Here is a 15946-nt window from a genome sequence, read left to right as displayed (position 1 = left end):
TGCTACACATTATTATACAAAATTTAAAATAATCTCAACAAACACCCAAAAAAATATATTTCTTACCATAAAATACAAAAAACACAATTTAATTACTGTATATTTACGCTAAAAAATAAATATGATACATAATTTTTTAAAAATTAGTCTTCTTTTTGGTATTTTTTGTTTGACTACAACAACTATTGCCCAGTCTAAAATAGTACTTAAAAACGTAGAGATTTTTAATGGGAAGGACAGTAAAACAACGCGCGGTTCTATCGTCATAGAAAAGAATAAGATTTCAAAAATTTTAACAGGTGAGGTAGCAGCGGCAGATCTTGATCAAGCGCAAGTAATTGACGGTCAAGGCAAGTTTGTAATGCCGGGGATGATTGATGCGCACTGGCATTCTTTTTTAGCGGCCAATTCCAATCAAGCGATAATGTTGGGAGATGAGAGTTTTTTGTTCATCAATGCGGCGAAGGAATCAGAGAACACCCTACAACGCGGGTTCACTACAGTACGAGATTTAGGTGGCCATGTGATGGGAATCAAACAAGCCAACGACTACGGCATTAATAAAGGGCCGCGTATTTACCCTAGTGAGGCGATGATTTCACAAACGGGAGGACATGGAGACGCTAGTTTTCCTTGGACAGAGCCCCGTATGATTGACCATACACCTCCGAGATTTCAAGTGCTTGGCGGAAGTATTATTGCTGATGGAGAACAAGAAGTAACGGTAGCGGCGAGAGAGCAACTTCGAAAAGGAGCTTCTCAGTTGAAGGTGATGGCTGGTGGAGGTGTTGCAACGATCTACGATCCCTTAGACGCAACCCAATACACAACCAAAGAAATTAAAGCGGCCGTAGACGCGGCAGAGAACTGGGGCACTTATGTCACTGTACACGCTTATACCCCACGCGCAGTAAGACAAGCAATCGATGCTGGGGTAAAATGTATTGATCACGGGCATTTACTCGATGAAGAAACGGTTAAGTTACTTGCGCAAAAAGACATTTGGCTGAGCATGCAACCCTTTGATTTAGATGCAAGTGCTTATAGCAATCCCGAGCAAGCAGCCAATAAAAAACTAGTGGGAACAGGCACAGAAAACGTCTATACATGGGCGAAACGCCACAAAGTAAAATTGGCTTTTGGAACAGATTTAGTCGCACCACCAAAAAATCCACTTAGACAAAATGAATTAGTTGTCAACCTCAAACAGTGGTTTAGCAACTTTGAAATACTGAAGATGATTACCTATGACAATGCACAATTGTTGAAAATGAGCGGACCTAGAAATCCTTATCCTGCTGATTTGGGTACACTCGCTGCAGGTGCTTATGCCGACATTCTTTTGTTTGACAAGAGTCCTTTGGAAAACATAGAGGTGATTGGCGATCCAAAAAACAATTTACTGTTAATCATTAAAGATGGCAAAGTAGTAAAAGATCAGATAACCCAGAAGTAATTGTTCTTCTCCCTTATATAAAAAGGCTTTTATCCAGGTGATAAAAGCCTTTTTTCTATTGGACACACCCTAGTTTTTCACCAGGTTCACTTCACAATTTTTAAACATTTATACTTATATTTGCTTCCACTTAAATTTAAAAATCAAATCGTGCGATTTACTAGATTAATTCATGTAAAACATCGGATAATTAGATTTAAGCAATAGAGATAGTGCTCTGGATGCGAATCCAGTACAGCTGTTCTATTCTGTATTTGTCGTTGACGTTGATGCGCAAAGATTCCGTCTTGTTCAACAAGAAGGATGGAATACCAACTTCGCGCAAACTATCGCAACAACCTGTAAAGATTCAGTTCGGCTAAGCGGGTGAAAGGGCTGAATTAAAGGCCATTGAAACAAAAAGTAACTTTCAAAAAAACAAAGATGAATCATCTCCAACACATTATTGAACAGGCCTGGGCAGATCGTAGTTTGCTTCAGGATCAAGATACACAAGACGCTATTCGCGAGGTCATTGAAGCGATTGACCAGGGCAAATTGCGCGTGGCAGAGCCCGTTGATACAGGATGGCAAGTGAATGAATGGGTAAAAAAGGCGGTTGTTTTATACTTTCCCATTCAAAAGATGGAAACCTTTGAGGTGGGTATTTTCGAGTACCACGACAAAATGCCTTTAAAGCGCAATTATGCGGCAAAGGGCATTCGCGTTGTTCCTCATGCCGTGGCAAGACATGGGGCCTATATTTCTTCTGGTGTCATTTTAATGCCTTCTTACGTCAATATTGGAGCATATGTAGATGAAGGAACTATGGTTGATACATGGGCTACTGTGGGTTCATGTGCGCAAATTGGCAAGCACGTACACCTGTCTGGTGGGGTAGGCATTGGTGGGGTATTAGAACCCCTACAAGCAGCTCCTGTCATCATTGAGGATCATGCGTTTATTGGTTCACGTTGTATCGTTGTTGAAGGCGTTCGCGTGGGTAAAGAAGCGGTTTTAGGAGCGAATGTCGTGTTAACGGCATCGACAAAAATCATTGATGTAACCGGAGATCAGCCTGTGGAAATGAAAGGATACGTACCTGAACGAGCGGTAGTCATTCCGGGGTCTTATACCAAAAAATTTCCCGCTGGAGAATATCAAGTGCCTTGTGCTTTGATCATTGGACAACGCAAACCATCGACTGATTTAAAAACATCGTTAAACGATGCATTGAGAGAATACAACCTTGCGGTTTAACACAACCACAACCCCTTAATACAATTACCACAGTATGCATCTACTGTGGTAATTTACGTTTAAATGACAAGTTAATTTTATGACTACGCTATTTTCCAAAAACATCAAAGTATTCACTTTGAGATTCTTACTTATTTTCGCCTTTTACCAACTCGTGCGCTTTGGTTTTTATTGGTACAATAAACATCTCTTAGATCCCATTGACTTAAAAGTAATCACAGGGGGTATTCGCTTTGATTTGGCAGCGCTTGGCTTTATAAACCTTGCCTTTGCTCTACTGCATCTATGGCCAGGGAAATTTCAGACGAAAAAAGGCTATCAAACGTTTGTGTTTTACAGCTTTTACTTGGTCAATATTCTTATCCTTTGTTTAAATTTCGTTGATTTCGAATACTTTAGATTTATTGGCCGACGCAGTTCTTACTCCTTCATTACAGCTTCAGGGATGGAAAATGAATTGCCGAGGTTATTGAGAAATTTTATTGTAGATTACTGGTGGATTCCGTTGTTCATGCTGGGATCCTTCCTTTTCTTTTGGTTTATTTACCGCAGGATAAACTACAAAATATACGACGCTCGTTTTAATTTTCCACAAGCCATTCTCGCCCTTGTTGTGACGGGTATATTGCTAATTTTTGGACGTGGCGGGTTCCAACCCAAACCCATCCGATTGGTTGACGCAGCAGGATATGGCGGTTTAAAAAACACCGCCTTGGTTTTAAATACTCCCTTTACAGTATTGAAAACAATGGGAAAAAAAGAATCCCTACCCGATTATAATTTCTATAGTGAAGAAGAATTGTTGAGCATTTTTAACCCCGTTCAGACCTTTCACTACGACTCGGTCAACAAAAAAAATGTTGTTTTGTTGATTGTTGAGAGTTTTGGCCGTGAGAATATGCATATTGGATTAACGCCTTTCATGGATTCACTAGCGGCAAACAGCTACTTTTTTGAGCATGGTTTTGCCAATGGCAAGGTTTCTATTGATGCTGTTCCCTCTACTATTTCGAGTATTCCCAGCCTAATGGATCGCACGTTTATTACCTCGAGTTATGCGTTAAACGACGTGTATCCGCTACCAAAAATACTCAACGATCAAGGGTATCACACTGCTTTTTTTCACGGTGCATTTAACGGAAGTCAGAATTTTGACCAATACGCTAATGTTGCTGGATTCAAAGAGTATTACGGCAAAAATGAATACGAAGGTCCAGAAGCTTTTGATGGAACTTGGGGTATTTTCGACGAAGAGTTTTTGCAGTTCTTCGCCAACAAATTAGATCAGTTCGACACGCCTTTCTTTTCGACTTTATTCACTATTTCTTCACATAATCCCTATACGATCCCAGAAAAGTACAAGGGGAAATTTCCAAAGGGAACAGGAGCAATACACGAATCCATTGCCTATGCAGATTATGCCTTGCGTCAATTTTTTAAAACAGCACAAACAAAATCGTGGTACAACAACACGCTTTTTATTGTCGTTGCTGACCACACCTCTTCTGATGGACAACAAGAAAAATGGAAAAACAATGTAGGAAAATTTAGAATTCCCATCTTGTTTTTTGCTCCTGATGATCCTTCGCTTCCTGTTGCCAAAGTTGAGCGCAACTTTCAACAAATTGACTTATTACCTAGTTTGATGGATTATTTGCAACTCAATACACAAATTGTGTCCTTTGGTAAGTCATACCGATCCGAACAAGATTTTGCGGTTAGTTACTTGAACAACCTCTACAACTACGAAGAGGGAGACTATTACTTGGCCTTTGACGGCACGCGCAGTTTAGGACTGTATAATTGGAAAGTAGACCCGGAGTTAAAAGACAATCTTTTACAGAAAGAAAAGGCAAAAGTGCAAGAAATGGAGCGTTTTCTTAAAGCTTACATCCAAACATTTAACGCTCGTGTAAAAAACAATCAGTTAATAATTAAAGAATAATTGATTGTTTTTTAGCATCTTTACGACAAAATAACAATGGTATAATCTGATACGTTACAAAAACAACATACACAATGGCTATAAGTGGATTAGTAATAACATTTAATGAAGAAAAAAATATAGGGAAATGCATTGATGCTTTATTTCAATATTGTGATGAAGTGATCATTATTGATTCCAACAGCAAAGACAACACAGTTGAGATCGCCAAGAGCAAGGGCGCACAAGTTTACCTACAGGCGTTTTTAGGAGATGGACCTCAACGTTCTCATGGCTTGCAATACTGTAAAAACGATTGGATTATGAATTTGGATGCGGATGAATTTTTAGATGATGATGCATTAGCCTTTATACGGTCCAAATCTTATGAAAACAGTCCTTATGATGGCTTCAAATTTCGGGTTAAAAATTTCTTAGGCGATAAATTAATCAATTTTTCGGGTTGGTACCCTGATTCCAAGGTTCGTTTTTTTAACAAAAAAACAGCGCATCCATCGGCTGATATCACCCACCAATACATTGTAACCACCCAGGAGAAAAGTGTGAATGTTCACATTTTGCACTATGGTTGGCAGAATTACAAACAAGTGATTGACAAAAAAAATCAATATTCTACGTGGGCATCCCAACAAATGTTTGAAAAAGGAAAAAAAGTTTCTGCGTTCAAACCTGTATTAAATGGTACGGTTGCCTTTATTAGATGTTATTTTTTCAAAAAAGGGTTCCTCAACGGGATTGATGGCTTGGCTTTTGCAATAATACAGTCTTTCTTCTCGTTTATGAAGTATGTAAAACTTATCCGATTGCATAAATCGAATCAATAGTTTGGATAAAAAAACACATTAAATTGCTTGAATCATATTTATGAAAAAAAAGATAACTCTTTTAATTCCCACCAAGAATGAGGAGTCTAACATAAGGGACTGCATTTTATCTGCTAAAAACATAGTAGACGATATCTATATTGTCGATTCTTATAGCACAGATAAAACGGTAGACCTAGCCCGTGAGCTTGGAGCTCATATTCTTTCTCGACAATTTGACAACTATTCAGATCAAAAGAATTGGGCAATCGCTCAAGTTCCTAACGAATGGATACTCTTACTGGATGCAGATGAAAAGATCACACCTGAATTAGAAAAGGAAATTATCGCTTTAGTAGAACAAGACACTATAGATCAATACGATGCCTATTGGGTATATCGCAAGAATTTCTTTTTTAATCGCGAAATAAAGTATTCAGGTTACCAAAAGGACAAGGTTATTCGCTTGTTCAAGAAAGCGAGTTCTCATTATACGAATCGCGTACACGAGTGTTTACACATTGAAGGGCATGTGGGTTTTTTGAAAGAGAAACTCTACCACAATACCTATCGTGGCTTTGATTTTCACTTGGCTAAACTGAGTCGATATGCCAGTTTACAAGCGGAGGATTACGACAAGAAGACTGGGAAATTAACGGGTTATCACTTCATTTTGAAACCGGGGATGCGTTTTTTCAAGCACTATATTATAAAACAAGGATTTAGAGATGGAATTGCGGGATTAATTCTCTCTTCCCTTAACGCTTATGCCACCTTTTTACGCTACGTGAAGTTGTGGATGTTGCGCAATAATATTGAAAGCTAACAGTAGGCGATTCTCGTTATTTTTTATACCTTTACTACTAAACGCTTCTTATGCATACTTTTAGGTTTTTATTTCTATTATTTGTGCTGTTCAGCTTCGCAAGTTGCCGAACGGATATGGATTTTGAACCCGCTACTCAAGCTTTGCGTTTTTCTGCGGATACGGTTTATTTGGATCCCGTTTTTTCAGAAACACAGTCGAGTTCCTATTTGGTAAAAATCTACAATACGAGTAATAAGAACATCAAAATTCCACAACTCAGGTTGGGCAAAGGTGATCAATCCTACTTCAACTTATTAGTAGAAGGGGTGTCGGGCAAACAATTTTCCAATGTAGAACTTTTAGCCAAAGACAGCTTATATGTTTTTATTCACACCTTAGGCAAAGCCGATCCACAAGCCAAGGAGTTCATTTACACCGATCAGTTACGCCTAATGGGCAATGCACAACCTCAGAGCATTGAACTGGTAACGTTGATCAAAGATGCATATTTTTTACATCCAGGAAAGGCGGATCAACAAGTGCTTCACGATATAAAAATTGCCGATGAAACGACAGTTGAGGGATTTTATATAGGAGATACTAACGTTCACGCAAAGAATACGCTCCACATGGACAATGCCAAGCCTTATGTGGTTTATGGGTATGCTATTATACCTGAGAATCAAACCCTCTATATCGCTGCGGGAACTGAATTATACTTCCACGAGAATTCGGGTATTATTGGCTTAAAAGGCAGTGCAATTCAAGCAAAAGGCACAAAGGAAGAACCCATTATATTTCGCCATGATCGCCTGGAAGCTTCTTATGCGTACACCGCGGGACAATGGTCGGGCATTCGCCTGGAACAACCCGGGGCTAGTACCTTAGATCACGTGCGAATCGAACAGGCTAAGATTGGTCTATACCTGGATAAGGCTGAGGATTTTACCCTGACAAACGCTCAATTGTACAATCATGCATATACCGCTTTAGAAGCGATAAACTCAACGCTAGTGGGGCAAAATATCGTGGCAGCTACAACGCAAAATGCAACAGTGGTATTGCGCAATGGTGGCAATTACCTTTTTCAGCATTGTACGTTTAGCAACAGTGGATTTCGTCCAGACCAACTGGCCTTGCGTATCGAAAATAGCAAGGATGCTCCTTTCGAACGCCTACTAATTCAAAACAGCCTGCTACACACGGCTATCGCACAGAGTTTTGCCTTTATAGGGGATGAAGCACCAAGCCAAGTACAATTTGACTCCAATGCGCTAAAAGATACCAGTAAGCGCAAAGCAACTGCTGCAGTATACAACTACGACAACGAACAGATGTACCTCAACAATATTTTCTTGGACACTCCTACCCTTGCGGCAGTGGATTTCCAAGATCCAAAAAAGAACCTCTTCTACTACTCTAGTCTGATGACACACTTACTCGCTAAGGGCAATCGCACTATTGCAGCAAGTGTTCCGCTTGATTTAGACGGTAAAGATCGACGAAACGCACCAGATTTGGGGGCTTACCAGCATATTGAAACTACGAAAGAATAATTTTTTAATTGTCTTTTTTTAGTATATTTTTGCATCTTACAACAACAACTAAAATAATCTTATCGCAATGATTTATTTCTTCGAAAACCCTTCGAAAAAGTTCTACGCTGTTCAGGTGGAGAACGTTTTATCTATTGAAGATATTCAAAAACTAAATTGGCTTTTTGGCAATGCTACGCATCTAGATCAAAAAGTAATCCACAACAAATTTATTGGTCCACGTGCAACGATGATTACTCCTTGGAGCACCAATGCGGTTGAAATTACCCAAAACATGGGCATCAATGGAATTGTTCGCATTGAAGAATTTTTCGAAGCAAACCAACAGGAATTTGATCCGATGTTGTCTCAAGTATACGAGGTGTTAAATCAAGATATTTTCGCGATTAACATTCAGCCTGAGCCTATTCTGTACATCGAAGATATTGCGAAATACAATCAAGAAGAAGGTTTAGCGCTAAATGAGGAAGAGATTGCATATTTAGAAGACTTAGCTCAAAAAATAGGACGTAAACTAACAGATTCAGAGGTATTTGGTTTTTCACAAGTAAACTCAGAACACTGTCGTCACAAGATATTTAACGGAACCTTTGTCATAGATGGAGAGGAGAAACCGACTTCTCTATTCAAATTAATCAAAAAGACGTCGGAGACGAATCCGAATGCGATCGTTTCAGCCTATAAAGATAACGTTGCATTTGTAAAGGGGCCACGTGTTACCCAATTCGCACCTAAATCGGCAGATAAGCCAGATTTCTATGTGGAGAAAGAATTCGATTCTGTAATTTCATTAAAAGCGGAAACGCATAACTTCCCTACCACGGTAGAGCCCTTTAATGGAGCGGCAACGGGATCAGGAGGAGAGATACGCGATCGTTTAGCGGGGGGACAAGGATCATTACCTTTAGCAGGAACTGCGATCTATATGACTTCTTACTCGCGTTTAGAAGAGAATCGCCCGTGGGAAAAAGCCATGGATGAAAGAGTGTGGTTATACCAAACCCCTATTGATATTTTAATCAAAGCTTCGAATGGAGCCTCTGATTTTGGAAATAAATTTGGTCAACCGTTAATTACGGGATCAATCCTTACTTTCGAACACGAAGAAGACGCGCGCAAACTTGGTTTTGACAAAGTCATCATGCAAGCGGGAGGTATAGGGTATGGAAAGTTAGAGCAGGCGAAAAAACACAAACCAGAACAAGGAGATCAAGTCGTGATTTTAGGTGGAGAAAACTACCGCATTGGTATGGGAGGAGCTGCGGTTTCTTCTGCTAATACGGGGGCTTTTGGTTCGGGTATTGAGTTAAATGCTATTCAGCGTTCAAACCCTGAAATGCAAAAACGCGCGGCGAATGCAATCCGCGGTTTAGTTGAAGCAGACCACAACCCTATTGTATCGATTCACGATCACGGAGCAGGTGGACACCTAAACTGTTTATCTGAATTGGTTGAAGAAACAGGAGGTCATATCAACCTAGATAAACTACCTGTAGGTGATCCAACACTTTCTGCAAAAGAAACGATTGGAAACGAATCACAAGAGCGTATGGGATTGGTCATTGCTCAAAAGGATATGGATACTTTGACGCGTATTGCGGAGAGAGAACGTGCACCGATGTATGCTGTGGGTGAAATCACCAATGATCATCGCTTCACCATCGAATCAGCAAAAACAGGAGACAAACCAATGGACTTTGCTATTGAAGAAATGTTTGGTAGTTCGCCTAAAACAATTATGGCTGATCAAACCATCGAACGCATTTACGCGGATTTAGATTATAGCGTTGAAAAAGTAGATGAATATTTAAACCAATTGTTACAATTAGAGGCTGTTGCATCTAAAGATTGGTTGACCAATAAAGTGGACCGTTGTGTGGGAGGTCGTGTGGCTAAACAACAATGTACAGGTCCTTTACAGTTGCCGTTAAACAATTTAGGGGCGATGGCGCTTGATTTCAAAGGAAAAGAAGGAATTGCTACAACAGTAGGCCATTCTCCTGTTGTTGCTCTAGTTGATCCAACAGCGGGAAGTAGAAATGCCATTGCAGAAGCCTTATCTAATATTGTGTGGGCGCCGCTAAACGAGGGAATGAAAAACATTTCTTTATCTGCTAACTGGATGTGGGCGTGTAATAACCCTGGAGAAGATGCTCGTTTATACGAAGCCGTACAAGCGTGTTCGGATTTTGCCATCGAATTGGGAATTAATATTCCAACAGGAAAAGACTCCCTTTCAATGAAGCAAAAATACCCGAATGACGAGGTAATTGCTCCTGGAACGGTTATTATATCTGCAGCATCAAACTGTACAGATATTACGAAAATCGTTGAACCAACCTTGAAAAAAGACGGTGGATCGATTTATTACATCCGCTTATCTCAAGATGAATTCAAATTAGGAGGTTCTTCTTTTGCACAGATTTTAAACAAAATTGGGCAAGAGGTTCCTACAATTCAAGATGCGGCTTATTTCAAAAAGGCATTTAATGCGGTTCAGACCTTAGTAAACAATGGACAAATTGCAGCTGGACACGATATAGGAAGCGGTGGATTAATCACTACCCTATTGGAAATGACGTTTGCTGATGTGAATTTAGGAGCGGCATACGACTTGACTGCTTTACATGAAAAAGACACCGTAAAAGCGCTTTTCAACGAAAATATTGGTTTAGTCATTCAGGCGAAAAACGACAGCGAGTTCGAAAAAGCACTAGCAGCAGCGGGTGTTGAGGCGACTAAAATCGGGACGGTTCACACGGAAGAAACTGTTAGCTTTAAAAATGGCAACGACAGCTTTAGCTATAGTGTTCCGGCAATTCGCGATACGTGGTTCAAAACCTCGTATTTATTGGATCAAAAACAAACGAAAAACGACAAAGCGACAGATCGCTTTAACAACTATAAAAACCAACCCTTACAATTTGCATTTCCTTCTCAATTTAACGGTAAAAAGCCGGCGATTGACGCGTCTAAACCTCGTCCAAAAGCAGCGATTATCCGCGAGAAAGGAAGTAACTCCGAGCGTGAGGTTGCCAATGCAATGTATTTAGCAGGATTTGATGTAAAAGACGTTCACATGACGGATTTAATCTCAGGAAGAGAAACACTAGAAGACATCCAATTTATTGGAGCAGTAGGTGGATTCTCTAACTCAGACGTATTGGGATCTGCAAAAGGATGGGCTGGTGCATTTATGTACAACGAAAAAGCTAACACTGCTTTGAAAAATTTCTTTGCGCGTAAGGATACACTTTCTGTGGGGATTTGCAACGGATGTCAGTTGTTTATGGAATTAGAGTTAATCAATCCAGAGCACGCTGTACACGGAAAAATGTTACACAACGATTCTCAGAAGCACGAGAGTAACTTTACTTCTGTTAAGATTCAAGAAAACAACTCCATCATGCTATCTACTTTAGCGGGTAGTACCTTAGGTGTTTGGATTTCACATGGTGAAGGTAAGTTCAACTTGCCAGAGGCAGAAAGCAACTACAACATTGTAGCGAAATACGCCTACGATAGCTATCCTGCTAATCCAAATGGATCGGATTACAACACAGCGATGTTATGTGATTCAACAGGACGTCACTTGGTAATGATGCCACATATTGAGCGTTCCTTATTCCAATGGCATTGGGCAAATTACCCTGAAGGTCGTCAGGATGAAGTTTCACCTTGGATGGAGGCATTTGTTAATGCGCGTCAATGGATCGAAGCAACGAACGAAAAATAAAATAAGTAAAAAGCCCTCTAATTCGAGGGCTTTTTTTATGGTCATTAACAAGTAATTAGCAGTAAACTACCTGCGTTGTCGAAAAAAATATGTAGCTTTATAGGAAGGCACTCAAATGCGTGCGCTTATCAATTGAAAAACATGTAAAAAGAAATCATTATGAAAGTAAGACCTATTCGTACGGCGGAAGATTATCACATGGCTATGATAAAGGTACAATTATTAGAAAGCACACCACAAAACAAAGATACTATTGATGAATTAGAGGTGTTGCATATTCTAATTGAAAAGTATGAGCGAGACAATGCCCCCATGGGAATGCCCGATCCGATTGACAGTATCAAAATATACAACCAATACTTTTCTGATGATAAAGAAGAGTAACTAAAAAAACCAACACCCTGCGTAAAGCCATGTGTTGGTTTTTTGTTTTATTTTTTACTATAGACATGACAGCGTCAAACGTGCTAAATATTTACATGAAGAAGATTCAGGCTTTCCTCTACCCTATTTGTTTAATGACGTTGCGAACTCCACCTGCATTGTACACCTGTTGATAGCCTAACTGTTCCAATACTCTTTTTGCCTGTTGGCTGCGCATTCCACTTCGACAGTATACAATAATGGGGGTATCCTTACTATAGCGACCTATTTTAGTCGTTAATTGATCTAGGGGTATATTAATCGCTTTCTTTGCGCCTCCGCCGAGATATTCTCCTTGGGAACGCACATCAATGAGTAGCGCTCCTTCTTTTAATGCCTTTGCCCAGTCTACTTTTGCTTCAGATGACCCAAAAAGGCTTTTTAACCACTGTAACATATTTTTTCTTTTAACTATTCAAAGATAGTACACCTGTATAGGCTGTACCGTAACTTGTGTTACACTACGCTTATTTTGTAGTCCTTCGCCTTACTCTCGAAGTTTGAAAAAAGGATAGACTTCCTCGTAAAAATCGTGAGTTAACGCCACATCGCGAACAAAGCTTACAAAATCCATCTTGTAATCATATCGCGTATAAGGCGTATGCATCATACATTGGTGAATGGCATGTCCCACTGCTTTTTGCTGCTGTGTATTCGCTAAGTCATACAGCTGTTTTAACAGGAGTCCGTCTGTGGTCCACTGGGCACTATGTTGTATAAACACTTGATCCAAAATTTGCATTACTTGAGTTTGCCATTGTTTTTCGCTTTGCATATTGTTAAGCGATAAAGCAAACCAAGTGCTATAGTTTTGGTAAAAATCCTCAAACTTCTTACTGTGATGGGAAATGCGTTTGTCAAAAGCTTTCATCGTATTCATAATCGTTGCAAACAAAGCATAAGCAATGGGTTTATCGAGGTTTACGGTGATGAAATCATTTACTGGTTCAAAGGCAATTTCTAACGTATCTAAGATTTTTTTAATCTTCACACCTTCCAGCGTTTTCCTCTTTCCGGCAACCGCCTTAAAGGTTTGCTCCATAATATCGGATACATAAGTAGCGGTATAGTCCATTTTTTCTTGTGAAAAAGTAACGATAAACTGTTGTTCTAAGGTTTTGTTTTTCTTGAATATTTCTGCCAACCACTGTGCCAGCGTCTCTTTGGTTTGCGCTTCTAACAAAGCACCACTGGCAGAAACCTTGGCTTTTGCTCTTCCTTTTTTAGCCAATTGTGTTGGTGCAACCTTCACTCCTTTTTGGGCAATATGCTGCAGTACCGCTGCCTGGTGAATACAGCGTGTTCCCTCCTCTCCACAGTCACACCTCATCTGTTGGACAACTAGCTCATCTAGCTGTATGTGTACGTCATAGGTTGCTTCCCCTTCATCGACAAAAGCGACAAAATACCCTTTAACTTCTTCATCTAATTCTCTAACTTCTACGGTCTTAATTCTCGCTTTCTCTTGGGTAGTTAAGCGTTGAAGTAGTTCTTGTATGGTCATGTATGCGTTGTATTATTCTATTTTTTTGCTTGTTCACCGTCTAAAGCTATTTGAACAAGAGCAATTAGTTCATCTTTTGTCATCAATTGATTGAGGTAATCTTCTAGACTTCCCTCGTTGGTCATCTCGCCAAAAAAATCTTCGTGATCGGTGCCAAAAACGGTTGGATTATCTGGTTGAGGATCGTCTAAACTAATATACAATTGATCTGGGAATCCGTAACTGTAAAACAATTGTAAAAATTCACCACCTTCTTTTCCCGTCACTTTTTGCACTTCACTGAGGTCTATAAGGGTATCATCGTCAAAATATCCAATATACCACTCGTCATAATCGGCGGTCCCTGCTGTGAAAGGCGTAAATAGCACAGGTTGCCAAAAAGTTTGTCCATGAGGTTCTTCTGTCAGGACATAGAAGTGATCTAGGATTTTTTGATACAATAATTCGCGGTTGTTCTCTACTAAATCGCGATGTTGTTCAATAAAATCGCCTAGTCCATAAATAGGTTCCGTTTCTGCTGCCGTTGCCCAAGGCGTATCGACAGGCTTTCGGTATAAAACAGTCGAAAAGTCAATACTCAAGAGATCTGCTACACGCGAAATGCCTTTTACTTGGCTAATATCTCCACCTAATTGACTAATTCGTTCTAAAATTTCTTTTTTCATCCTCTATTTTTTATCACCTAGCTATTACCTCTCGTCTTCCAATTGACAAGTTAATACTACCTACTAAAGTCTTAGTATGCTCAGCGGTTTGAATTTTCAAAGATACAACAAGTGACCAGTTTACAGCTTACAGTTTTACTTCTCTTTATATTGAACAATCTTCCGTAAAGCGTGAACCGTACACTGTCAACTAAAAAACCTCAACAATCCCCTTTGGAAAGTTGGAGTTAGTGTACTATTTATTACTACTTTTATACAAAGCCTTATATAAAACTTCATCATTTTGCGTTACTGTTATCATAACATCCTCTTCTTTCATTGCATTATATCCATCAAAGTCATTAAATAAATTCGTATCTAAATCATTGTATTGAATCTCTATTTCGGAAAGTTCTACTAAAGGATCTGTTATAATCAACTTATAATAACATTGCTTATTTACTGTCACTCTATGTTTAAATAATTGTAATAATCCATAACTCTTTGAATAACTAAAATCATATTTATAAACATAAAATCTATAATTCATTTTATTAGTATAAACAATGTTTGGTTCAACTACATCTATAAAAGTTTTATTTGCAATTGCTTTTTCTTTTGGTACACTAACTATTTTACCAATATGTATAAAAGTATTATGTGGACTAATTAGTAACGATCCGATAATATATACCGCAACTATTACCAAAAACCATAATAATATTTTTATTCTCTTATTTAGCATCATTTCCTTTATTTACATCATTAATTTTTAATTTATTGTCAATACGCACACCACTATTTTTGTTTTTAATATCATTAAAATACGAATTGGGCCAAAAAGTAGTTTTATCTGCACCTTCTAATCCACCTGCTTCAACTGCCCCATTGACGTTATCAGTACACCAATTAAAAAACTCAGTATAATCTTTCTCAGTAATATCTTTCGCTGTATTATACATATCTAAATCCTGCTTTTCATTGGTAGAAATCTGAAATGCCTTCTCATATCGTTGAAGAAGATTTCCGTCTCTATCTCTTTCTGAACTTTCAAAGCCTTTTCCATCGTAATAATTATCCTTACACGTATTGTGCTCTGATTGCGCAAACTCTTCAACAGACTTATATTTGCCTTTGTCAGATACTATATAACCAGGTTTTACAACTTCTTTTCCTTTTTCATTTTGATAAGTATATTTTCCTCCGTCCAACGAAAAATAAGTCCAACCTTTTTTGTCATCTCCTATAAGCATTGCTAAATGTCCATATTTATGTCCTCTCCTTTGAGCTCCATAGGACAACACAACAATATCTCTTCCATCGGGATCAATTGCATTAATCGGATTATTAGCTACATATACGTAAGGGGTAATATTTGGGTACTTTTCAGCATGCGGATCCATACTCAAAAACACACTCATCGTCGGATCGTAATAACGCGCACCGAAATAGTAGTAACCCGTTTACCTCCTCCTTATTATTTTTTAGGTCTCAGTGAATCTATCTCACCGAGTTATTATTTTGTTTGGGTGTTCGATGAACCTTGCTAACACTGCGGTTTCTCCTCACGAAGTACACTGAATACCAAAACAAATATAAGCGTTAATGAGATAAACGAAGTTCATCGAATACCAATAAACAATAATAAAGTAAATGAGATAAACGAAGTGCATCGAATACCAAAAAAAATATAAGCGTTAATGAGATAAACGAAGTTCATCGAATACCAATAAACAATAATAAAGTAAATGAGATACATGGTCGCTATGATACCACCAAATTTTCCCTTGTCTAAATGGAGGATTCGGAATAGTAGATGGTAGTGCGTCCAT

The 15946-nt window shown here is 38.9% G+C and carries 12 protein-coding genes and 1 pseudogene; 8 read left to right on the top strand and 5 right to left on the bottom strand.

Features of this window, described 5'->3' with window-relative positions; translation table 11 throughout:
• The first annotated feature begins 121 nt into the window (after positions 1 to 121).
• The 8 genes from HX062_RS03765 (at position 122) to HX062_RS03730 (ending at position 11927) form a co-directional block, all read left to right on the top strand.
• Positions 122 to 1456 (top strand): metal-dependent hydrolase family protein, encoded by a 1335-nt coding sequence (locus HX062_RS03765; protein ID WP_182626114.1) that lies wholly within the window; start codon positions 122 to 124, stop codon positions 1454 to 1456.
• A gap of 423 nt (positions 1457 to 1879) precedes the next feature.
• Positions 1880 to 2695: a 2,3,4,5-tetrahydropyridine-2,6-dicarboxylate N-succinyltransferase gene (locus HX062_RS03760; protein WP_286466465.1), complete on the top strand. Its 816-nt coding sequence runs from the start codon at positions 1880 to 1882 to the stop codon at positions 2693 to 2695.
• Between the two features lie 79 nt (positions 2696 to 2774).
• The gene (locus HX062_RS03755) at positions 2775 to 4640 is read left to right on the top strand and encodes an LTA synthase family protein (RefSeq protein WP_286466464.1); all 1866 of its coding nucleotides are present in this window, start codon (positions 2775 to 2777) and stop codon (positions 4638 to 4640) included.
• Positions 4641 to 4714: 74 nt separating this feature from the next.
• Positions 4715 to 5464, top strand: coding sequence for a glycosyltransferase family 2 protein (locus tag HX062_RS03750; RefSeq protein ID WP_286466463.1), 750 nt, complete (start codon positions 4715 to 4717; stop codon positions 5462 to 5464).
• A gap of 40 nt (positions 5465 to 5504) precedes the next feature.
• A complete protein-coding gene (locus tag HX062_RS03745; RefSeq protein WP_286466462.1) occupies positions 5505 to 6269 on the top strand; it encodes a glycosyltransferase family 2 protein in 765 nt (254 codons plus the stop codon).
• A 116-nt stretch (positions 6270 to 6385) separates the two neighbouring features.
• A complete protein-coding gene (locus HX062_RS03740; RefSeq protein ID WP_286466461.1) occupies positions 6386 to 7807 on the top strand; it encodes a hypothetical protein in 1422 nt (473 codons plus the stop codon).
• A 67-nt stretch (positions 7808 to 7874) separates the two neighbouring features.
• Entirely contained in the window at positions 7875 to 11543 is a 3669-nt protein-coding gene (gene purL / locus HX062_RS03735) for a phosphoribosylformylglycinamidine synthase (RefSeq protein ID WP_286466460.1), read from the top strand.
• 159 nt (positions 11544 to 11702) lie between these two features.
• Complete coding sequence (locus HX062_RS03730; protein WP_182626121.1) at positions 11703 to 11927, top strand: hypothetical protein; 225 nt, start codon at positions 11703 to 11705, stop codon at positions 11925 to 11927.
• A 118-nt stretch (positions 11928 to 12045) separates the two neighbouring features.
• Here the strand turns inward: HX062_RS03730 and HX062_RS03725 are convergent, their stop codons facing one another.
• From HX062_RS03725 to HX062_RS03705, 5 genes and pseudogenes are all read right to left on the bottom strand, one after another.
• Positions 12046 to 12363, bottom strand: coding sequence for a rhodanese-like domain-containing protein (locus tag HX062_RS03725; RefSeq protein ID WP_286466459.1), 318 nt, complete (start codon positions 12361 to 12363; stop codon positions 12046 to 12048).
• Positions 12364 to 12453: 90 nt separating this feature from the next.
• The gene (locus HX062_RS03720; protein WP_286466458.1) at positions 12454 to 13470 is read right to left on the bottom strand and encodes a hypothetical protein; all 1017 of its coding nucleotides are present in this window, start codon (positions 13468 to 13470) and stop codon (positions 12454 to 12456) included.
• A 17-nt stretch (positions 13471 to 13487) separates the two neighbouring features.
• Positions 13488 to 14135: a hypothetical protein gene (locus HX062_RS03715; RefSeq protein WP_182626124.1), complete on the bottom strand. Its 648-nt coding sequence runs from the start codon at positions 14133 to 14135 to the stop codon at positions 13488 to 13490.
• 235 nt (positions 14136 to 14370) lie between these two features.
• Positions 14371 to 14862, bottom strand: a complete 492-nt coding sequence (locus HX062_RS03710; RefSeq protein ID WP_286466456.1) for a hypothetical protein — start codon at positions 14860 to 14862, stop codon at positions 14371 to 14373.
• Positions 14849 to 15565 (bottom strand): annotated as a pseudogene (locus HX062_RS03705) (RHS repeat-associated core domain-containing protein); the annotation flags it as partial. The pseudogene HX062_RS03705 and the gene HX062_RS03710, both read right to left, overlap by 14 nt.
• Positions 15566 to 15946 lie beyond the last annotated feature (381 nt).

This window comes from Myroides sp. DF42-4-2 (assembly GCF_030326445.1).
Classification (GTDB): Bacteria; Bacteroidota; Bacteroidia; order Flavobacteriales; family Flavobacteriaceae; genus Flavobacterium.
The sequence above is the reverse complement of the archived record's forward strand: the minus strand, read 5'-3'. Positions and strand labels throughout refer to the sequence as shown.